This window comes from Allohahella marinimesophila (assembly GCF_039538005.1).
Classification (GTDB): domain Bacteria; phylum Pseudomonadota; class Gammaproteobacteria; order Pseudomonadales; family Oleiphilaceae; genus Allohahella; species Allohahella marinimesophila.
The window spans coordinates 1-16022 of record NZ_BAABBO010000007.1 but is presented as its reverse complement, the minus strand read 5'-3'; the positions used below and the strand labels follow the sequence as shown (position 1 = coordinate 16022).

Annotated in this window: 16 protein-coding genes and 1 pseudogene; 10 read left to right on the top strand and 7 right to left on the bottom strand. The window is 52.1% G+C overall.

What is annotated here, in order from left to right; genetic code table 11:
• Positions 1 to 2: 2 nt before the first annotated feature.
• From ABD735_RS05775 to ABD735_RS05765, 3 genes are all read right to left on the bottom strand, one after another.
• Entirely contained in the window at positions 3 to 416 is a 414-nt protein-coding gene (locus ABD735_RS05775; RefSeq protein ID WP_344804244.1) for a hypothetical protein, read from the bottom strand.
• Positions 417 to 451: 35 nt separating this feature from the next.
• Positions 452 to 2041 carry a GNAT family N-acetyltransferase gene (locus ABD735_RS05770; RefSeq protein WP_344804242.1) on the bottom strand — a complete coding sequence of 530 codons (1590 nt, stop codon included), beginning with the start codon at positions 2039 to 2041 and terminating at the stop codon, positions 452 to 454.
• A 92-nt stretch (positions 2042 to 2133) separates the two neighbouring features.
• The gene (locus ABD735_RS05765; RefSeq protein ID WP_344804240.1) at positions 2134 to 2649 is read right to left on the bottom strand and encodes a PaaI family thioesterase; all 516 of its coding nucleotides are present in this window, start codon (positions 2647 to 2649) and stop codon (positions 2134 to 2136) included.
• A 251-nt stretch (positions 2650 to 2900) separates the two neighbouring features.
• On the opposite strand from ABD735_RS05765, the gene uvrY reads away from it, so the two are divergent.
• From uvrY to ABD735_RS05740, 5 genes are all read left to right on the top strand, one after another.
• Positions 2901 to 3557: a UvrY/SirA/GacA family response regulator transcription factor gene (gene uvrY / locus ABD735_RS05760; RefSeq protein WP_344804238.1), complete on the top strand. Its 657-nt coding sequence runs from the start codon at positions 2901 to 2903 to the stop codon at positions 3555 to 3557.
• A gap of 7 nt (positions 3558 to 3564) precedes the next feature.
• Positions 3565 to 5442 (top strand): excinuclease ABC subunit UvrC, encoded by a 1878-nt coding sequence (uvrC, locus tag ABD735_RS05755; protein ID WP_344804236.1) that lies wholly within the window; start codon positions 3565 to 3567, stop codon positions 5440 to 5442.
• Between the two features lie 18 nt (positions 5443 to 5460).
• Positions 5461 to 6039, top strand: a complete 579-nt coding sequence (gene pgsA / locus ABD735_RS05750; RefSeq protein WP_344805380.1) for a CDP-diacylglycerol--glycerol-3-phosphate 3-phosphatidyltransferase — start codon at positions 5461 to 5463, stop codon at positions 6037 to 6039.
• A 37-nt stretch (positions 6040 to 6076) separates the two neighbouring features.
• The gene (locus tag ABD735_RS05745) at positions 6077 to 6454 is read left to right on the top strand and encodes a DUF2237 family protein (protein ID WP_425548578.1); all 378 of its coding nucleotides are present in this window, start codon (positions 6077 to 6079) and stop codon (positions 6452 to 6454) included.
• 131 nt (positions 6455 to 6585) lie between these two features.
• Positions 6586 to 6972, top strand: a complete 387-nt coding sequence (locus ABD735_RS05740; RefSeq protein WP_344804234.1) for a helix-turn-helix domain-containing protein — start codon at positions 6586 to 6588, stop codon at positions 6970 to 6972.
• On the opposite strand, the pseudogene ABD735_RS05735 reads toward ABD735_RS05740, so the two are convergent.
• The 3 genes and pseudogenes from ABD735_RS05735 to ABD735_RS05725 all read right to left on the bottom strand — a co-directional run.
• A pseudogene (locus ABD735_RS05735) lies at positions 6961 to 7389 on the bottom strand (chemotaxis protein CheB); the annotation flags it as partial. The gene ABD735_RS05740 and the pseudogene ABD735_RS05735 overlap by 12 nt on opposite strands.
• On the bottom strand, positions 7380 to 7661 hold the full coding sequence (locus ABD735_RS05730; protein WP_344804232.1) for a hypothetical protein: 282 nt from the start codon (positions 7659 to 7661) through the stop codon (positions 7380 to 7382). The pseudogene ABD735_RS05735 and the gene ABD735_RS05730, both read right to left, overlap by 10 nt.
• Positions 7662 to 7933: 272 nt before the next feature.
• Positions 7934 to 9007, bottom strand: a complete 1074-nt coding sequence (locus ABD735_RS05725; RefSeq protein WP_344804230.1) for a calcium/sodium antiporter — start codon at positions 9005 to 9007, stop codon at positions 7934 to 7936.
• A gap of 437 nt (positions 9008 to 9444) precedes the next feature.
• On the opposite strand from ABD735_RS05725, the gene ABD735_RS05720 reads away from it, so the two are divergent.
• On the top strand, positions 9445 to 11043 hold the full coding sequence (locus ABD735_RS05720; protein WP_344804228.1) for a tyrosine-type recombinase/integrase: 1599 nt from the start codon (positions 9445 to 9447) through the stop codon (positions 11041 to 11043).
• Positions 11044 to 11087: 44 nt separating this feature from the next.
• Here ABD735_RS05720 and ABD735_RS05715 read toward each other — a convergent pair whose 3' ends face one another.
• The gene (locus ABD735_RS05715; protein ID WP_344804226.1) at positions 11088 to 11945 is read right to left on the bottom strand and encodes a hypothetical protein; all 858 of its coding nucleotides are present in this window, start codon (positions 11943 to 11945) and stop codon (positions 11088 to 11090) included.
• A gap of 468 nt (positions 11946 to 12413) precedes the next feature.
• Between ABD735_RS05715 and ABD735_RS05710 the strand changes: the two genes are divergently transcribed.
• The 4 genes from ABD735_RS05710 (at position 12414) to ABD735_RS05695 (ending at position 15943) form a co-directional block, all read left to right on the top strand.
• Entirely contained in the window at positions 12414 to 12761 is a 348-nt protein-coding gene (locus ABD735_RS05710; protein ID WP_344804224.1) for a hypothetical protein, read from the top strand.
• Positions 12761 to 14275: a relaxase/mobilization nuclease domain-containing protein gene (locus ABD735_RS05705; RefSeq protein WP_344804222.1), complete on the top strand. Its 1515-nt coding sequence runs from the start codon at positions 12761 to 12763 to the stop codon at positions 14273 to 14275. The genes ABD735_RS05710 and ABD735_RS05705 overlap by 1 nt, the downstream gene beginning before the upstream one ends.
• Before the next feature lie 288 nt (positions 14276 to 14563).
• Positions 14564 to 15361 (top strand): hypothetical protein, encoded by a 798-nt coding sequence (locus ABD735_RS05700; protein WP_344804220.1) that lies wholly within the window; start codon positions 14564 to 14566, stop codon positions 15359 to 15361.
• A 57-nt stretch (positions 15362 to 15418) separates the two neighbouring features.
• Entirely contained in the window at positions 15419 to 15943 is a 525-nt protein-coding gene (locus ABD735_RS05695) for a hypothetical protein (protein ID WP_344804218.1), read from the top strand.
• Positions 15944 to 16022 lie beyond the last annotated feature (79 nt).

The window sequence follows — 16022 nt, the reverse complement described above, 5'->3', positions numbered from 1 at the left end:
GATCAGACCCGCGCGGTTCTCTCTGCTGGCCTGAAAATCTCCCAATCCGGCGCCAGCTGCACCGGTGCTGACAATTGCCTCTTGCTCACGGCCAGCGCATCGACTGGTCGGGCCTGGAGCGCCGGGCGCGACCAGTCACCAGAGTCCAGTAGTTGCATGGTCTCGGTTTCAACCTGATCCACCACGTAGAGCTTGCCGTTACTGACGACGAGCGCCCCGAAGCTGAGGCCAAAGATGAAGCGGCAATAATCCATCTTCAACTGCACCAGCTCATGTTCTGCCTTCCTGATCTTGCGTAGCAACAATGATTTGACACCATCTGCATAGACGCCAGGCTGCACATTTCGGCTGTGCGCCTGATCAGTAGCGCGTACGGAGGCCGTCCGCGCCGTATTGGATTGTACCGCTTGCGACATGTCCCACTCCTGGGCTTATTGTGATTATTCTGAGATCACTGGCTGTGTTTGTGTCCCACCCATCCAACTGTATACAAATCGCGGCGTCTATCAAGAAAATTGCGCACGGAGCCTTCATTTCTGATGAATTCGAGCTTGCTGAGGTCCAGATCCACGATGAGCGTCATCTCAGTATTCGGCGTAGTCTCTGACATGATCGCATCGTGGGGGAAGGCAAAGTCAGACGGTGAGAACACCGCGGACTGGGCGTACTGGATATCCAGGCTGTCCACCTGTGGCAAGTTGCCGACGGAGCCTGCAATGGCGACGTAGCACTCATTTTCGATCGCTCTCGCCTGTGAGCACAGCCTGACTCTGAGATAGCCGTTCTTGGTATCGGTCCAGAAAGGCACTACCAGAATCTGTACATCCTGATCTGACATCAGGCGGGCCAATTCGGGGAATTCCGAGTCATAGCAGATCAGGATGCCGATGCGCCCGAAATCGGTATCGAATACCTTGATTTGCTCGCCGCCCTGCATATACCAGTCCTTCTTCTCCGAAGGCGTGGGATGGATCTTGTACTGGCTTTCGATGGTGCCGTCTCTGCGACAGAGATAGGCGATATTGTACAACTCATTATCCTCGAGCACCGGCATCGAACCCGCGACGATATTGATGTTGTAGGAGACTGCCAGCTTGCTGATGTGTTCGAGGATCTGCTCACTGAAGCCAGCCAGGTAACGAATGGCCTCGACCGAGTTCTCATGCTCCTTCAGTCCCATCAGGGGCGCGCAGAAAAATTCAGGGAAGACCGCCAGATCGCACTTGTAATCCGACAGAGCATCAGTGAAGTACTCGAACTGCTTCAGCAGCTCCTCCACGCTCTTGTGTTCACGCATCTGCCACTGCACGCAGCCTACCCGCGCGGTGGTCTTCTTGCGGCCAATCAGCTTCCGCTCCTGCGGCTGGAAATACATGTTGTGCCAGATCAGAAGCGTCGCGTAGCCCTTGGACTCCTTGTCTTCCGGCAGATAGCCTGGCAGCAGCTGCTTGACCTCGAAATCGTTGGCCAGCTGGAAGGTCAGGATCGGGTCGAATATCTCGCGCTTGCTGACTTTCTCTATGTACTCGAACGGCGAAAGCGTATCGGATACAGCCTTGTAACCAGGTATGCGCCCCCCAGCAATGATGGAGCGCAGATTGAGGTTCTTGCACAGTTCCTTGCGCGCTTCATAGAGACGACGGCCCAGCCGCATGCCGTGATAATCCGGGTCGACGAAGATATCCACGCCGTAGAGCACATTACCCTTGGGATCGTGCGTGGTGAGATAATAGTCGCCAGTGATCTCTTCGTAGGTATGCCGATCGCCAAATTTGTCGTAGTCGACGATGGCCGAGAATGCGGCAGCGACGACCTTGCCATTGTCTTCGATACAGATCTGGCCATCGGGAAAGCGTTTCAGCTGACTGCTGAATTCGCGTTTGGTCCAGCTACCGCCAAGATGTGCGTACACACGATCCATGATGCTCCTGACTTCGTCGAAATCGGAGAGTTTGAGACTCCGCAGCAGTAGTTTGTGTTCACTGGTATCGTCGAGAGAAGAGACTTCGCGCTCGTCTGGCTGGTCGTTATCTTTGGTCATGAATGAGTCCTGAATACTGCGAACCGCCCGAAGGCAGCATTGAATGGAAAATCACCAGTCACGGGTGACGGAATCTGGGTGTGCACTGCATGTCAGCGGCTATAACGCATCTGGTAATACCCGGTGCCTTCAGCGACGCGACGGCCTGTGCTGTCAGTCATCGTGCTGACCAGCTCGAAGCTGGCACGGTCGGACTGCCTCATTTGCGCTTCGAGACTGTTCAGGGTCTCGGGCGACAGCTGGCACTCCACGGTCACGTCGGATTTGGCGGCGGCAATGTAAGTAATGTCGAAGCGCTCGAGGATAGGCACGAAGCGACCGCCGAAGTCGAACAGCACGAGCACCCCACCGGGGATTTCGGCCAGCGTGAACAGGGCTCCGGCGTACATCGTGCCGAGATGATTTCTGTTACGCCTCACTGGGACCTGGGCGCGGATATAACCCCGCTCGAGCTCGACAACCCTGAAGCCACAGCGACGCGCGAAGGGAATGGCCAGACCTACAAAGGTATTGACGGCCAGGAGGCCACTGGCACTTCTGAGTCCGCTCAGCGGGAGTGTCTCCGAGGCCATCCACTGTTTGATTCCGCCGTAGACGCTGTGCTGCATGGACATGAACTGCTAAACCCCTTACCAGGCTGATCGATGATTCTGAATTCGCAGACGCCTCTACCCGTCCTGCCACGTATCATAGCGCAATATTCACGCAAGATGCTGTTTCTGCCAGACGGAGTGACCCTGAACTGTAGTGGTTTGTAGCCGACTCCCTTATACTGGTCAACTGAATTAGCACAGCTACTGCATACGAAAACGAAGCCGGAAAAGCTTCGAATCACGCCAGTCAGCAGAGGGGATATCCAGTGATTAGAGTGCTGATCGCAGACGACCATGACCTCGTGCGAGCAGGTCTTGCGCGCATGCTGGAAGACGAGCCTGGCATCGAGGTCGTTGGGCAGGCGGATTCAGGGGAGCAGGCCATTTCGTTTGTCCGCGAACACGCGGTGGACATCATTCTGATGGACATCAGGATGCCGGGCATGGGCGGCCTTGAGGCAATCAAGCGCTTGCAAAGGCTGGATGACAGCGTGCGGGTCATCGTGGTCACAGCCGTTGAGGAAGACCCCTACCCCTCTCGTGTACTCAAAAGCGGCGCATCAGCCTACATTACCAAGGGAGCCGATCTTCGGGAGATGATCAAGGCCATCCGACTGGTGCATTCAGGTCAGCGATACATCAGTCCGGATATTGCCCAGAAAATGGCATTAAAGCCCTTCCACGGCAGCGCTGCCGACAATCCATTTTCGACGCTCTCTGAGCGAGAGATGCAGATTGCCGTCATGGTCGTCAGCTGCAAGAAAGTTCAGGACATTTCAGACCATCTCTGCCTGAGCCCGAAAACCATCAATACCTATCGGTATCGACTGTTCGAGAAACTCGGTATCAGCAGTGATGTCGAACTGACGCTGTTGGCTGTTCGTCATGGCATTGTTGACGAAAGCAAGGTCGAGGGGTTTTGACGATACAGTGAGCGACAGTGATACCACTGCGTTCGACGCCCGCGCCTTTCTCAGGCAGGCGCCGCAGGTGCCGGGCGTGTACCGGATGTACGACGCCAGCGACAGCATCCTTTATGTAGGCAAGGCGAAGAACCTCAAGAACCGCTTGTCGAGCTATTTTCGTGGCTCCGGCCTCGCACGTCGCACGCAGGCCCTGGTCGAGCGCATCGCCGACGTTCGCTACACCACCACAACGAACGAAACCGAGGCGCTGCTGCTCGAGCAGAACCTCATCAAACGCCTGCATCCGCCATTCAATATCCTGTTGCGGGACGACAAGTCCTACCCTTACATTCTGCTGTCGGATCACCCGCGCCATCCGTCGCTGACGCTGCGCCGCATCCGTCGCAAGAAATCGAGCTACAAGGGACGTTATTTCGGCCCCTATACCAGCGCCCACGCGGTCCGCGAGGCGCTGACGACCCTGCAGAAAGGCTTCGGCATCCGTTCCTGCTCCGACAGTTACTACAGCAATCGGCAGCGGCCCTGCCTGCAGCATCAGATTGGCCGCTGCAGCGCGCCGTGCGTCGACCTCGTCAGTGAGGACCAGTACGCCACGGACATGCAGCATGCCGTCATGTTCCTGCAGGGCAAAAAGCCTGAACTGATGGCGGCACTGATGGCGCAGATGCAACAGGCCGCCGACGAGCTTGATTTTGAACGCGCCAGCGTGCTCAGGGATCAGATTGCCTATCTGCGCAAGGTACAGACACACCAGGGTATCGAAGCTGGTGTGGCCTCCGATGTCGATCTATTTGCAGCGGTCATCGAGGGCGGTGAAGCGCTGGTCTACGGTGTCTTCGTTCGCGATGGTCAGGTCATTGGCTCGCAAAGCTTTCACTTCAAGGATATCGTCAACTCCATGGACGATGATGAGTCAGCCAGCGAACCCGAGGCTGCACTGCTGCGAGACTTTGTGGCGCAGTACTATCTGGCGGACCACCAGGTCCATGGCCTGCCCCGCGAGATTATCACCTCCAGCCCCATTGAGGAGGCGGAAGCGCTGTCTGCCGCCATTCGCGAACAGTCCGGCATGCAGATTCGACTTGCCCATGCCGTGAGACAGGATCGGGCCCAGTGGCTGAAGCTGGCCCAGCAGAACGCCCAGCAGCAACTGACGCTGAAACTGGACACGCAACAGGCCGTGGCGGCGCGCTGGCAACAGCTCAGCGATACCCTTGGCTTCGAGACGCCGATGCTGCGTATGGAATGCTTCGACGTGAGCCATACCTTTGGCGAGGCGACTGTTGCCTCCTGTGTCGTCTTTGATGCCTCAGGGCCGGTCAAATCGCAGTACAGACGCTTCAATATCACCGGCGTGACCGCGGGCGATGACTACCACGCCATGGAACAGGCCCTGATGCGCCACTATAAACGCATGAAGGAGAGTGACATCGGCCTGCCGGATCTTCTTATTGTCGATGGCGGGAAGGGTCAGCTCACCATGGCCGAGAAAGTGTTTCAGGAACTCGGCATCGATGATGTATTATTATTGGGCATCGCCAAAGGCGTGACCAGAAAGCCTGGATTCGAGACCCTGATACTCGGCTATAGCGGCAAGATCATCACGCTACCGTCCCACTCAGCTTCGCTTCATCTGCTGCAGAACATTCGTGACGAGGCCCACCGTTTCGCCATCACTGGCCACCGGAACAAACGCAGCAAGAAAATGGGTGAGTCGGTACTCGATGATATTCCAGGTATCGGCCCTAAAAAGCGACGTGACCTGCTGAACTACTTCGGCAGCGTCAAGGGCATAGCTGGCGCGAGTATCGAGGATCTGCAGAAAGTTCAGGGCGTCAGCCAGACGCTTGCCAAGTCGCTTCACAATGCATTTCGCGAGTAATAGTTGTCCATCATGTTTCTGAATTTGCCGAACACACTTACACTGGCTCGACTGGTGCTCATCCCGATCATCGTGCTCGTGTTCTACCTGCCCTACACCTGGGGCCCCTTTGCCTCTGCCATCATCTTTGCCTTGGCCTGCTTTACTGATTGGCTCGATGGATATCTGGCCCGCCGGCTGAACCAGTCGACGCCCTTCGGCGCATTTCTGGACCCGGTGGCCGACAAGCTGATCGTTGCCGTAGCGCTGTCCATGCTGATTGAGTTGCATGCCTCGATACTGCTGACCATCCCGGCCATGGTCATTATCGGTCGTGAGATCGTCATTAGCGCCTTGCGTGAGTGGATGGCCGAAACCGGGAAGCGTGCGAGTATTGCAGTATCAATGATCGGCAAGATCAAGACCTTCGTGCAGATGGGCTCAATTACCGTCCTGCTGGCCTTTGATCCCGATCACGCTGGTGCCGTCTTGGGCCTGGGCCTACTCTATTGTGCTGCGGTACTCACGCTCTGGTCCATGCTGCTCTACCTGCGTGCGGCCTGGCCTGACCTGACCAGCAATCGCGCCATCGGTCGCGACACTGATTCCCCTATATGACTCCGGGGCTGCCATGCCACCCCACCAAGGAACTTCGATGGATATGAAACCCGCTCTGAATGTGTTCGGCGAACAGCTTCAGCCGTGCAGTACCTCACCGATGACCGGTTTCTTTCGGGATGGCTGCTGTAATACCAGCAAGCTCGATAGCGGATCACACACCGTATGCACGCTGCTTACGGCTGAATTCCTCGACTTCTCGAAGCGACAGGGCAACGACCTGAGTACACCTCGGCCGGAATTCGGCTTTCCGGGGCTGAAGCCTGGAGATGGCTGGTGCCTGTGTGCCAGCCGCTGGCGCGATGCCTTCCGGGCGGACTGTGCGCCCCGGGTTCGTCTACAGGCCACACATCTTGCTGCCCTGGACATCGTGCCACTGACCGAACTCAAGCAGCACGCAGCAGATCTCAACTGATCGCTTGACATAGCGGCGCCCAATGCCAGCCATTAGTACAATCTATTTGGTTTTCACCAGCGAATGAGCGATCTTGTGGTATAGCGATTTGACGACAGGCAGTCGGTCAAGCATAACGTTGGAATGGCAGTATGCATCTCGGAAGCGCATTGCGACATCTCAGGAAGTCGAAAGGATTAACACTGGCGGACATTGCGCTAAGGGCTGGCTCGCATGTTGGCAACCTCTCTCGAATCGAGCGGGGGTCAACCATGCCCAGTATGGATTTGTTGTATCGTATAACTGCATCGCTCGATGTCAGCGTCTCAGACGTGTTTTTCATAGTCGACAACCGCGAGCCAGATGAGCTACAGCTGGCTCTGAACTCGCTCTATATTGCCTTGCCTGACCGGGATCGAGAACTTCTGCTCGCGTTTGGCAAGTTGCTTCGGGATCAACAGGATCTACCGGCTACTGCCGATGCGGTCGCGCTGCCAGGCATGTTTGTCGATTCGACCAGCGCCGCCTCAGATTCTTAAGGCGCGCCCGCCGTGGGCGAGTAATGCGACCACTTGCTCGGCCATCTGCGCCAGCGGCAGAATGTGAATCACGGCGCCTAGTACTATGGCCTCTTTTGGCATGCCAAATACCACGCAGCTCGCCTCGTCCTGGGCAAAGGTGGTCGCACCGGCATGTTTCATACTGAGCAGTCCGGCTGCGCCGTCGCGGCCCATGCCTGTCAGAATGACGCCAACCGCATTACGACCAACATGCTCTGTCGCCGAGTCAAACAGCACATCCACTGAAGGCCGGTGCCGGTTGACCGGGGCCTCGTCCGACAGCGCGATGAGATAATTGGCGCCACTTCGGGCAATGCGCATGTGATACCCACCTGGGGCGATATAGGCGTGACCAGGCAGGACCCGCTCGTGATCTTCGGCTTCCTTCACCCGTACGAAACCTCCAGATAAACCCGAAGGATGTCCTGATAATCCTGAGCCAGCTCTCTTACAGCCGCCTCATCGGTTTCGGTGCCAGCTTCAGTAGGAGCCGGTGTCAGACTGGCCACTAGTTTATAAACAAGACACAGCAAGGCCACCACGCAAGCCAGTTGCACGATACCAGCCAGTATCGAGACATCGCCGGACCAAAAACTGATGACTATCGTCAGCACGGCCAGCACGACGATGGGAACGGCAAACGTCTTGTAGCGCTTGATGATCATCATAAAATCCGAATGCTTGATATGGAGCGTGAGCTGGCGGCACAGGCAATACTGATTCAGCACCAGAATGCCGGCTCGCGAAGCCAGTGAAGGGGTTCAGCGCCGGTCTCGACGTCTGTTATTCGAAGTTTAGATGTGATCAGAGGGCTGTCACTCGACAGAAGAAGAACACAGGAAATATAAAGAAGAATTAAAAAATGCAAGGCGGGCAAAAAGCGCTGCCCGGCCATCAACCAGGGGCAGCGCTCCGATGTCGAATGCCGAACTCAGGATCGTTATGTACGAATAGCCCTGACGCCCACCACGAGAAGCGTTATTGCGGTCAGCGGCAGGACATACCAGGTCATGGCATGAGCAAACTGATCGACCACAGGGGCTCCAGTGGCGAACAGGACCACGTAGGCGGTGTAGGCGATGTAATATGCAAAAAACAATAGGCCTTCCCAGCGGTTGATAACATAGCCGGAGAAGAAGATCGGCAAACAGGCCAGAGCTACGGCGATCATGACCGGAAAGTCGAAGGCGAGCGCGCTTTCGGAAATAGCCAGCGGGATGGGAGACACCAGTGAAGCCAGTCCGAGAACGGACAGCAGGTTGAAGATATTACTGCCAACTACGTTACCCACGGCAATATCGCGCTCACCCTTGATGGCAGCCATGACCGACGTGGCCACTTCAGGCATCGAGGTCCCTGCCGCGATCACCGTCAGACCAATGACGAGCTCAGAGAGACCAAAAGCACGGGCGAGATCGACCGCACCGGTTACCAGGAAGTCTGAACCGAGTAACAGCAGCCCGAGACCAACGCCGATGAAGGCGAGATTCACGAGCCAGGCATACTGGCCGGGCTTTTCATTCAGTCCGAACTCATCAGCAAACTCGTCGTTGGCGGCCGATTGTTCCTTCCGGCTGCTGATCACGAGATAGGTCGTGTATATGATCACGAGACCAAACAGGATCGCCCCGTCGAGCCGCCCAAGTTGACCATCGAAGCCCAGCGCCACGACCAGTACACTGGCAGCGATCATCACCGGCACATCGAGCCGTATAAGCTGGCGCGACACTACCAGAGGAATGATCATGGCTGACAGGCCGAGAATGAAAAGAATATTGAAGATATTACTGCCGATGACGTTGCCAATGGCGATGTCACCCTTTCCTGCATAAGCGGATTGTACACTGACCGCCATTTCAGGAAAGCTGGTACCAAAAGCGACTACGGTCAGACCAATAACCAGCGGTGAGATACCGAATATGCCAGCCAGCTTGGCTGCGCCACGAACCAGGACTTCTGCGCCTGCCACCAGCAGCACCAGGCCACCGACAAGATAGATGATTGTCATTAACATGAAAAGTGTCGACCCCTTGAGACCTTAATCAGACTGCGACATCCAGCGTGGACGTCGTCAGCCACATAGACATGATATTGACCCCATGTAGTTACGGGGCCGAGGGTGCGGAGTATCATTGAGGATCGAGGGGGAGCGCAACAGATTCTGGTGCCAAAGCCGAAAGAGTGCCCGGAGCCGGAATCGAACCGGCACGGAGTTGCCTCCGAGGGATTTTAAGTCCTATTCCACAAATACATAACCGTATATTTTTATTAGGCATTCATTACATGAAATATTATATATCAATGACTTATGTTAGATTACCGTCTATTAATTGCTAAAAATAGCGTGCATATACGTTGCAAATACTATAAGCTAGCCCTGTACTGATGCATGTGCGATGCAAGAATTTCGAGCGTTTCACCCCTCATTACGATCCTTCTCGAGGTTCCTTAATGGCTACAAGCAGAGCCCTTGTACTTTCCAAAACCCTCATAGACAAGCTTGAGCCGGAGGACTCGACCTACGAGATTCGAGACCTCTCAAAATACGCGAACGGACTACATCTAAGAGTTAATCCGGGCGGCACCAAAACCTACTTCGTCGCCGGTAGAATCCGAGGAGCCAAAACCTCAGGACGCTTCACTGTCGGCAATGCTCAGCGAATAAGCTTAATCAAAGCTCGACAGCTTGCAAGGCAGCATCACGAAAACATGACAGCCGGAGTCAATCCGGCCAATGCGCAAAAGTTTGACGAGCTGAAAGATGTTTCTCTCCTGAAATGCTTCGAGGATTTGTTGATGTCCAAAGGTCTGGTCAATAACGGACGAATCGAGAAAGAATTGAAGACAGAGGTTTTTAAGGGCGGCATCAAGATGCAGATCAGTGAATCATCATTCATCAAGATCCCATTCAAGCCATCTGGAGTGCGTCCATTGACCATTTTGGACTACCACAAGTCATTTCGATACACGCCAGCTAAGCTCATGAAAAAGCCACTGCGACAGATATCCGGACTCGATGTGAGCGAAGCTCACAAGAGAATAATGGAGAACACTAGGGGTGAAGGAAGATCTGCAGATAAATGGGCCGGCTTGATTAGGATGCTGTTCAAGTTCGCTCAAAGCAAATATCAAGATAGCGAACATCGACCGATCATTACGCATAACCCCGCGACCAATGTCGATTGGAGCATCGAAGGCGGACAAAGCGCAAAGAACAAAGAAGCTATCCCTGCGAAAGATCTTCCTGCGGTCTGGTTGGCGCTAGAGACCTTGAAGAGCTATGGTGACTCTAACCCAAAGAGCAAGAACCACTTCACGGCCTGGTCATATTTCAGGTTCGTGATGTTTACGGGGCTTAGGCTCACGAGCGCCCTTGAAACAAAATGGAGCCAGGTCAATTTAGAGCGCGGTGTCGTTGAGTTCTACGACAGTAATGCTGAATTGATGAAGGGTGGTAAAAAGTTCTGGCTGCCGCTGTCATCGCAAGCCAGAGAATTGCTGGTTGAAATCAAAAGTCATCAAGACCGGAGCGGCATTAATTGCGAATACCTTTTTCCGGGAGCCGATGGCAAGAGTCATCTCAGCGAGCCCAAAGACTGGGTTAACAAATGGAATGAAGCTGCTAGCATCTCAATGAGATTTTCGCTGCACACTTTGCGACATACGTTTAATACTATTAGCGTAGCTGCTGGCGTTAACCCATGGGTTATAAAGCGACTGATGAACCACACAAGTAGAGAGAGCGCGGACATTACATCAGGCTACTTCACAAGTGAGGAGGCTATCTTGCGCCGAGGCTCGCAAGCTATGGCTGATGAGTTGTATAGACTTGTCGGAGAGCGACAAGTAGTCAACGCTGACACATCTGGATTGGTATCTGAAGACATAGCTGAAATGGCTGTTGATATTGCGGGGCGTCAACAAGTGAATGTTCAGGACTTGCTCAGAAAATGGATCAGGTTCGGATCATTGATTGAAAGCTTTGCTGATACTGCGACAATCAAGCAGCTTAAACACACAGCTAAGAGCCTAGATAACGGGAGCAAGTAGTGACTCCACACTGGTCTCATCCTCGCTTGCGAGGTGATTCAAGATTAAACAGCTATATCTGACTTCTTAGTGTTTAGTCGTTCGATATCTTCTCTTATGCTATCGAGCTGCTCTTCAAGCTTCTTCTGTTGTATGAGTAGTCTAGCCGCTTTCTCTTCTCTGTTGTCGCGCTTCTCTAAGTAGCGCATGTACTTCCTGTGTTCTCTCTCTTCTTCACTATATATCTGCTCAAGTTCGAATATCTCATCGTTCGCTTTGGCTAGCCTGGTTTCTGCCTCTTCTTTTGTCATGTAGACGTGTTTCGCCTGCCCGCTGCCCTTCAAGAACAGTCTTAGCTGCCTTGCCTCAATTCTCACATCATTCAGTTCAAGCCATACTTTCTCATGTGTTGGCAGCTTATTATAAAGCGGCGCTATCTCCGCTTCCGCTTTGCTGATTTTGTTATTTAGATATTCGATCTTCTCAGCTTTGCTCATGGGTTTCCGCCCAGGCCCAGAAAGTTGCTCTTGCTCATAAACTTGTTCTGCATGACTGATCTGCATCTGCACTCGTCTGATGTATTTCTTTAGATACGTGATCTTGTCGTGAGCCTTCCTGCCAGGACTCTCGTCCTTCGCAAATTCAATAATGCTGTCTTCGCTGCAATGATCCATACTGTTGTCGGTTTCGAACGCTCGGAACTCAGCTAGGGCTTTATTGTATTTTTGTTCTGCTTCGAATCTAATTTTTGATAATTCTTTTGGTGGGCGACCCGCGTTGTCGTTCGCGATTTGAACGCGCTTGTCATCGTGCTCATCTGCAAATTCGCAAGTTAGCGATCGCTGCCATTCGCGATACGCTCTCGATGCTGCTGACTTGAGCTTCTCCAGCGTCGTCTTCTTAGGTCTTCCGGCTCTTGACATTTCGTACACCGCCCACCAATCAAGTCGCGACTATAGTTGACCGTGTAATAAATGTCAAAAATGTTGTTCGGGTGATACTATGATCCATTTTCTGATCACGAAAGTTAAAAAAATACTCACCATGTAAAAACCTCGGATATTATCCGTCAGTTTTCGCGATCATGATATCCAGGACCATTCTCACGCCATCTCACTTCCTTCCGCACAATACCCTTAGAACTATCACACCAAACTAAACTCTAATGTTGTATGCTTTTTGCTCAATTGATGCGATAATATATATGGTTGAGCGAAGTACTGAGTGCGGAATTAAAAAAAAGCTTGGCCAGCTATGTTTTCAATCCTAATCAAATAAGCTTCGCTCATCTGATTACTCTTGAAAACTCTGGATGCTCACACCCGCTGGGTGCTGCGCTCTATGAATACCATAATAAAAACAAAGATAATAATAAGAAAAGGTACTGATCAATGAGCAAGAAAAAAAAGAATGGTCGACCAGTAGTAGCGCCAGAGCTTAAGAGGTCGCTAGATGTTCGCATGTATGTTTCGCAAGAGGAAATGGAGCAGCTACTCAGGGATTCGAAGTCCGCGGGCTTCATAATGCTTTCCAAATATTTCCGCGACGTCATGTTGACTAAGTCACGTAAGAGCAAAGCCCCTGAAAAAGCTGATTTGATCGAGCAGCTAACCAAGACCACACGTCTAGCGATCGCTGCAAGCAAGAAGAGCGACGCAGCAGATGAAGTCAAGCAGATCACAGCTGAACTGCTAAAAGCCAATAAGGCGCTCGCAAAGTTTATCCGGAGCGCACAATAATGATACATAAGAAGAAAGAGTTCAGCCCGGATGCGTTAGGTCGTCTCAAGTATATCTATGGTGCAAAACACGAACATAAAGTAGAGCACGTTCGCCCAATCCAAGGATCTTGCTTTGCTGAACCTGTTATCGAGTATGACGAGAAGGGAAAGATAGCTTCGATCGATTTCGATGATGTGAATGACGAACTTGAAATGCAGGGCCTTCTGCACCAGGGCAAAGGTGAGAAGCTTTATTCGCACTATATTATATCGTTAGCGCCCGGTGAGAAGTTAACAGACGAGCAGTGGTCGGATGTGCTGCAGGATTATATGGGTGCAATGGGCTACGACGCAGCATTAACAAAATACACTGCGGTGGTTCATGGCGATACCGATCTAGAGCACATGCACATCGTCGCTTGCAGGGTTGTTTCGGAGCTCGGGGGACCGTTGGTAGATGACACCAACGACTATGATCTTGGTCTGTCGTCAATGCGCAGGCTCGAGCTCAAGTATGGTTTGCGAGTTGTACCGAACCCGGAGGACAATTTCGGAAAGGATTACAGCAAAGACGAAATGAAGGGTTACGGCTCGCGTGATAATGCAAAAAATGCTGATGAAGGGTCTATCATCCGCGCGCGCATCAACGATCTATGGGCTAAGAACAAGCCAGTGACGTTTGAAGACCTGGCGCTGTCTCTTAAAGAAAAAGGCGTTGACATCAAATGCCGCCCGGGCTCCCCCACCCCATCAGGCATCTGCTACAAACTGACAGCTTCAGACAACTGGATCAGCGGCACACGCATCAAAAAGACGCGTCTAACATTCGAGAAGTTGATGTCTAAAGAAGGCATTGACTACGCACCAGCCCGCGACGACAAGTACCTAGCGCTCAGCGGTGTATTGCTTGGGCTCAAAGACATGCTTGCGTTGTCCCCAAAGGAGCCAGCAGCGTTGACTCCGAAAAAGTCTCCCGATTTGGCTTCAACTGTTGCGCCCAAGAAGAGGGCTCCTCGGAAGCTTGCTCCGGTCGAAATCATTTGCGGCTACCGAGTTTATATCCCGCTCAACAACTTGCACCTGAGCGCTGCTGAGCGTAACGGGCTTGAGATGCCACTTTACAAGTCGACCACGAACAAGAGAGCGACTTACACGAGCTGGGATTTCATTTTGAATATGGCAGCGAACTTTTCAAAAACGAAGAGGGAGCGAGCGCTTGAAGCGCAGATGGCTGAGCTGCTGCGCTTTGTCGAAGAGATGATGAAACTGCTGTTCGGCACATTACCCAGCGAGTCGGTTTTCATCACGCATGGAGCCGAAGCTGAACAAATTTACGGCATTAATAAAGTCAAAGAGCGGGAGGTGAAGGATGTTCAGGACAAGAAAGCCAAGGAGATTGCAGACGAGATCAAGAAAGAAGAGCAGTGGATTGATGGGGCAAGGCTTCAAGAGATCCCTGGCACCCGCTACGACTGGGATGCAGATTGTTCGATGGCTCTAGTGCCGCGCGAATTCCAGCAGACCTGGCGGTAAATCCTTCAGTTCGCCGATCATTCGAAGTCGGCGAGCTCCTTACTTAATGACAAAATAATAATAAATTGTCGTTTCACTTCCATATTAATGTCAGCAGGTTGCCTATTCCAAGCTAGTACTGGGCACAATCTGATTAGCAATAATAGGGCACCATAATATGATCACCTTTCTGATCATCAAAGAATACTCTCAATTATTACCAAATTAATTGTATACATTACCATCAATTGTGGGATAATAATAGTGTAAGTTTTATACAACTCAACAACAATAAAGAAGGAACACCCTATGTACGCACGTCTTAACTCAAAAGCCACGTCTTTTAATATCTACCAGTCCAGGTCAGAATTTGACGGTCTAGTCGAGCACAAGGGCCGCCCCCGAAAAATATATCGCACTGACAACAACAAGCTTGCTGAGATCGACTTATCTGCCGATATCGACGCTCAGCTTGATACGGTCGTTTTAAGCTGTGGTGGACAGATCAGTAAATCAAAAGTCAAAACTTTCTCAAGCTGGGCCAGATCACAAGTCGAATTGATTGAGAAAGCATACTTGCATAATGCCAAGCTGGGCCTCTTCGGCGGTGTGCCGGTGATTAGGACCGGAAAGCGCGATGATGACAAATATTCATCTGAGTCATGCTACGTCGCATCGAGCAAGATCGGAGAGTTTTCTGGCGTTATCAAAGATGCTAAGCGTATTGAACTGCCAGACTCAACAGAAAGTGCACCTAGTAATCTAGACAGCGAGATTGATGCAATGATCGCTGCAGGCCGTTTAGACGAGCTCTGCGACCCCATCATTCAAGGCTTGCTCCGTCGCATGAATTCTAGCCATGGAAAAGTTCATGAGATCTTTTCAGATGAGCAAACGCACAAGCTTTATGTAGCTGAGCGACAGCTTTATTATTTTGTAACTCGCGGGCTCAGTCGTAAAAACTCAGACTTGCAAGTCTCTACAAAGCATGCCGCTGAAGAAAAGTTTAAGAATCTTAAGCAGACCCGTGCGGGCTACTGTCTCTGTAAAGTTAAAGCGATACTCACTCTAAAGCTCGAAGCAGAGTACAAAATTCTTAAGCGATAAGACTTCGGTCCGTCCCAAGCAGGGGCTTTACTACTAAAAACAATAAAAGGAATCAAAATGAATATTATCAAAGTTAAATTAGAAGATGACGATTTGCACGTATATTTGACCAACTGGTCTGAAGATCAGGATCTGTCTGACGACATGACGTGCGCCATACAGACTATTCGCAAATGCATCTGCATGCATGAAGTGATCGCTGTTGAAGTTGAAGTTTACAGAGGTGGGTCTAGAGCGTATGAACCGACTGACGAAAACGGATGGATTGAGGCACTAACTGCACTCGCCGAAGCTTCTGGCGCTCTGCGGCAGGAAATTGAGCAACTGATAGGTCTGCATGAGCTGCCGTTTGGAAACGATAAATTACAGGACCTGATCGATGCAGCCAAACACGACGATTGGACAAACGAACGTCTGACCCATCTAGTTAACGTAAAGATGAGTCACCTGCTAGCGCGAGGCGCAAGAGGCGATAGCGCATCAATGAAAGCACTCATTCGATTGATCCTCGGTCCCGCCGAAGTCGCGGTCCCGACAGGAGTACCCAGGGCGGTCCCAACCTACCTCTCACTCGTTAAATAGTGGTGGATCAAAATGGGAACAATAGTTCCCTTTTCGACATACTGGCAAGCCCCTACTTTTCTAGACGCCTGATAGCTCC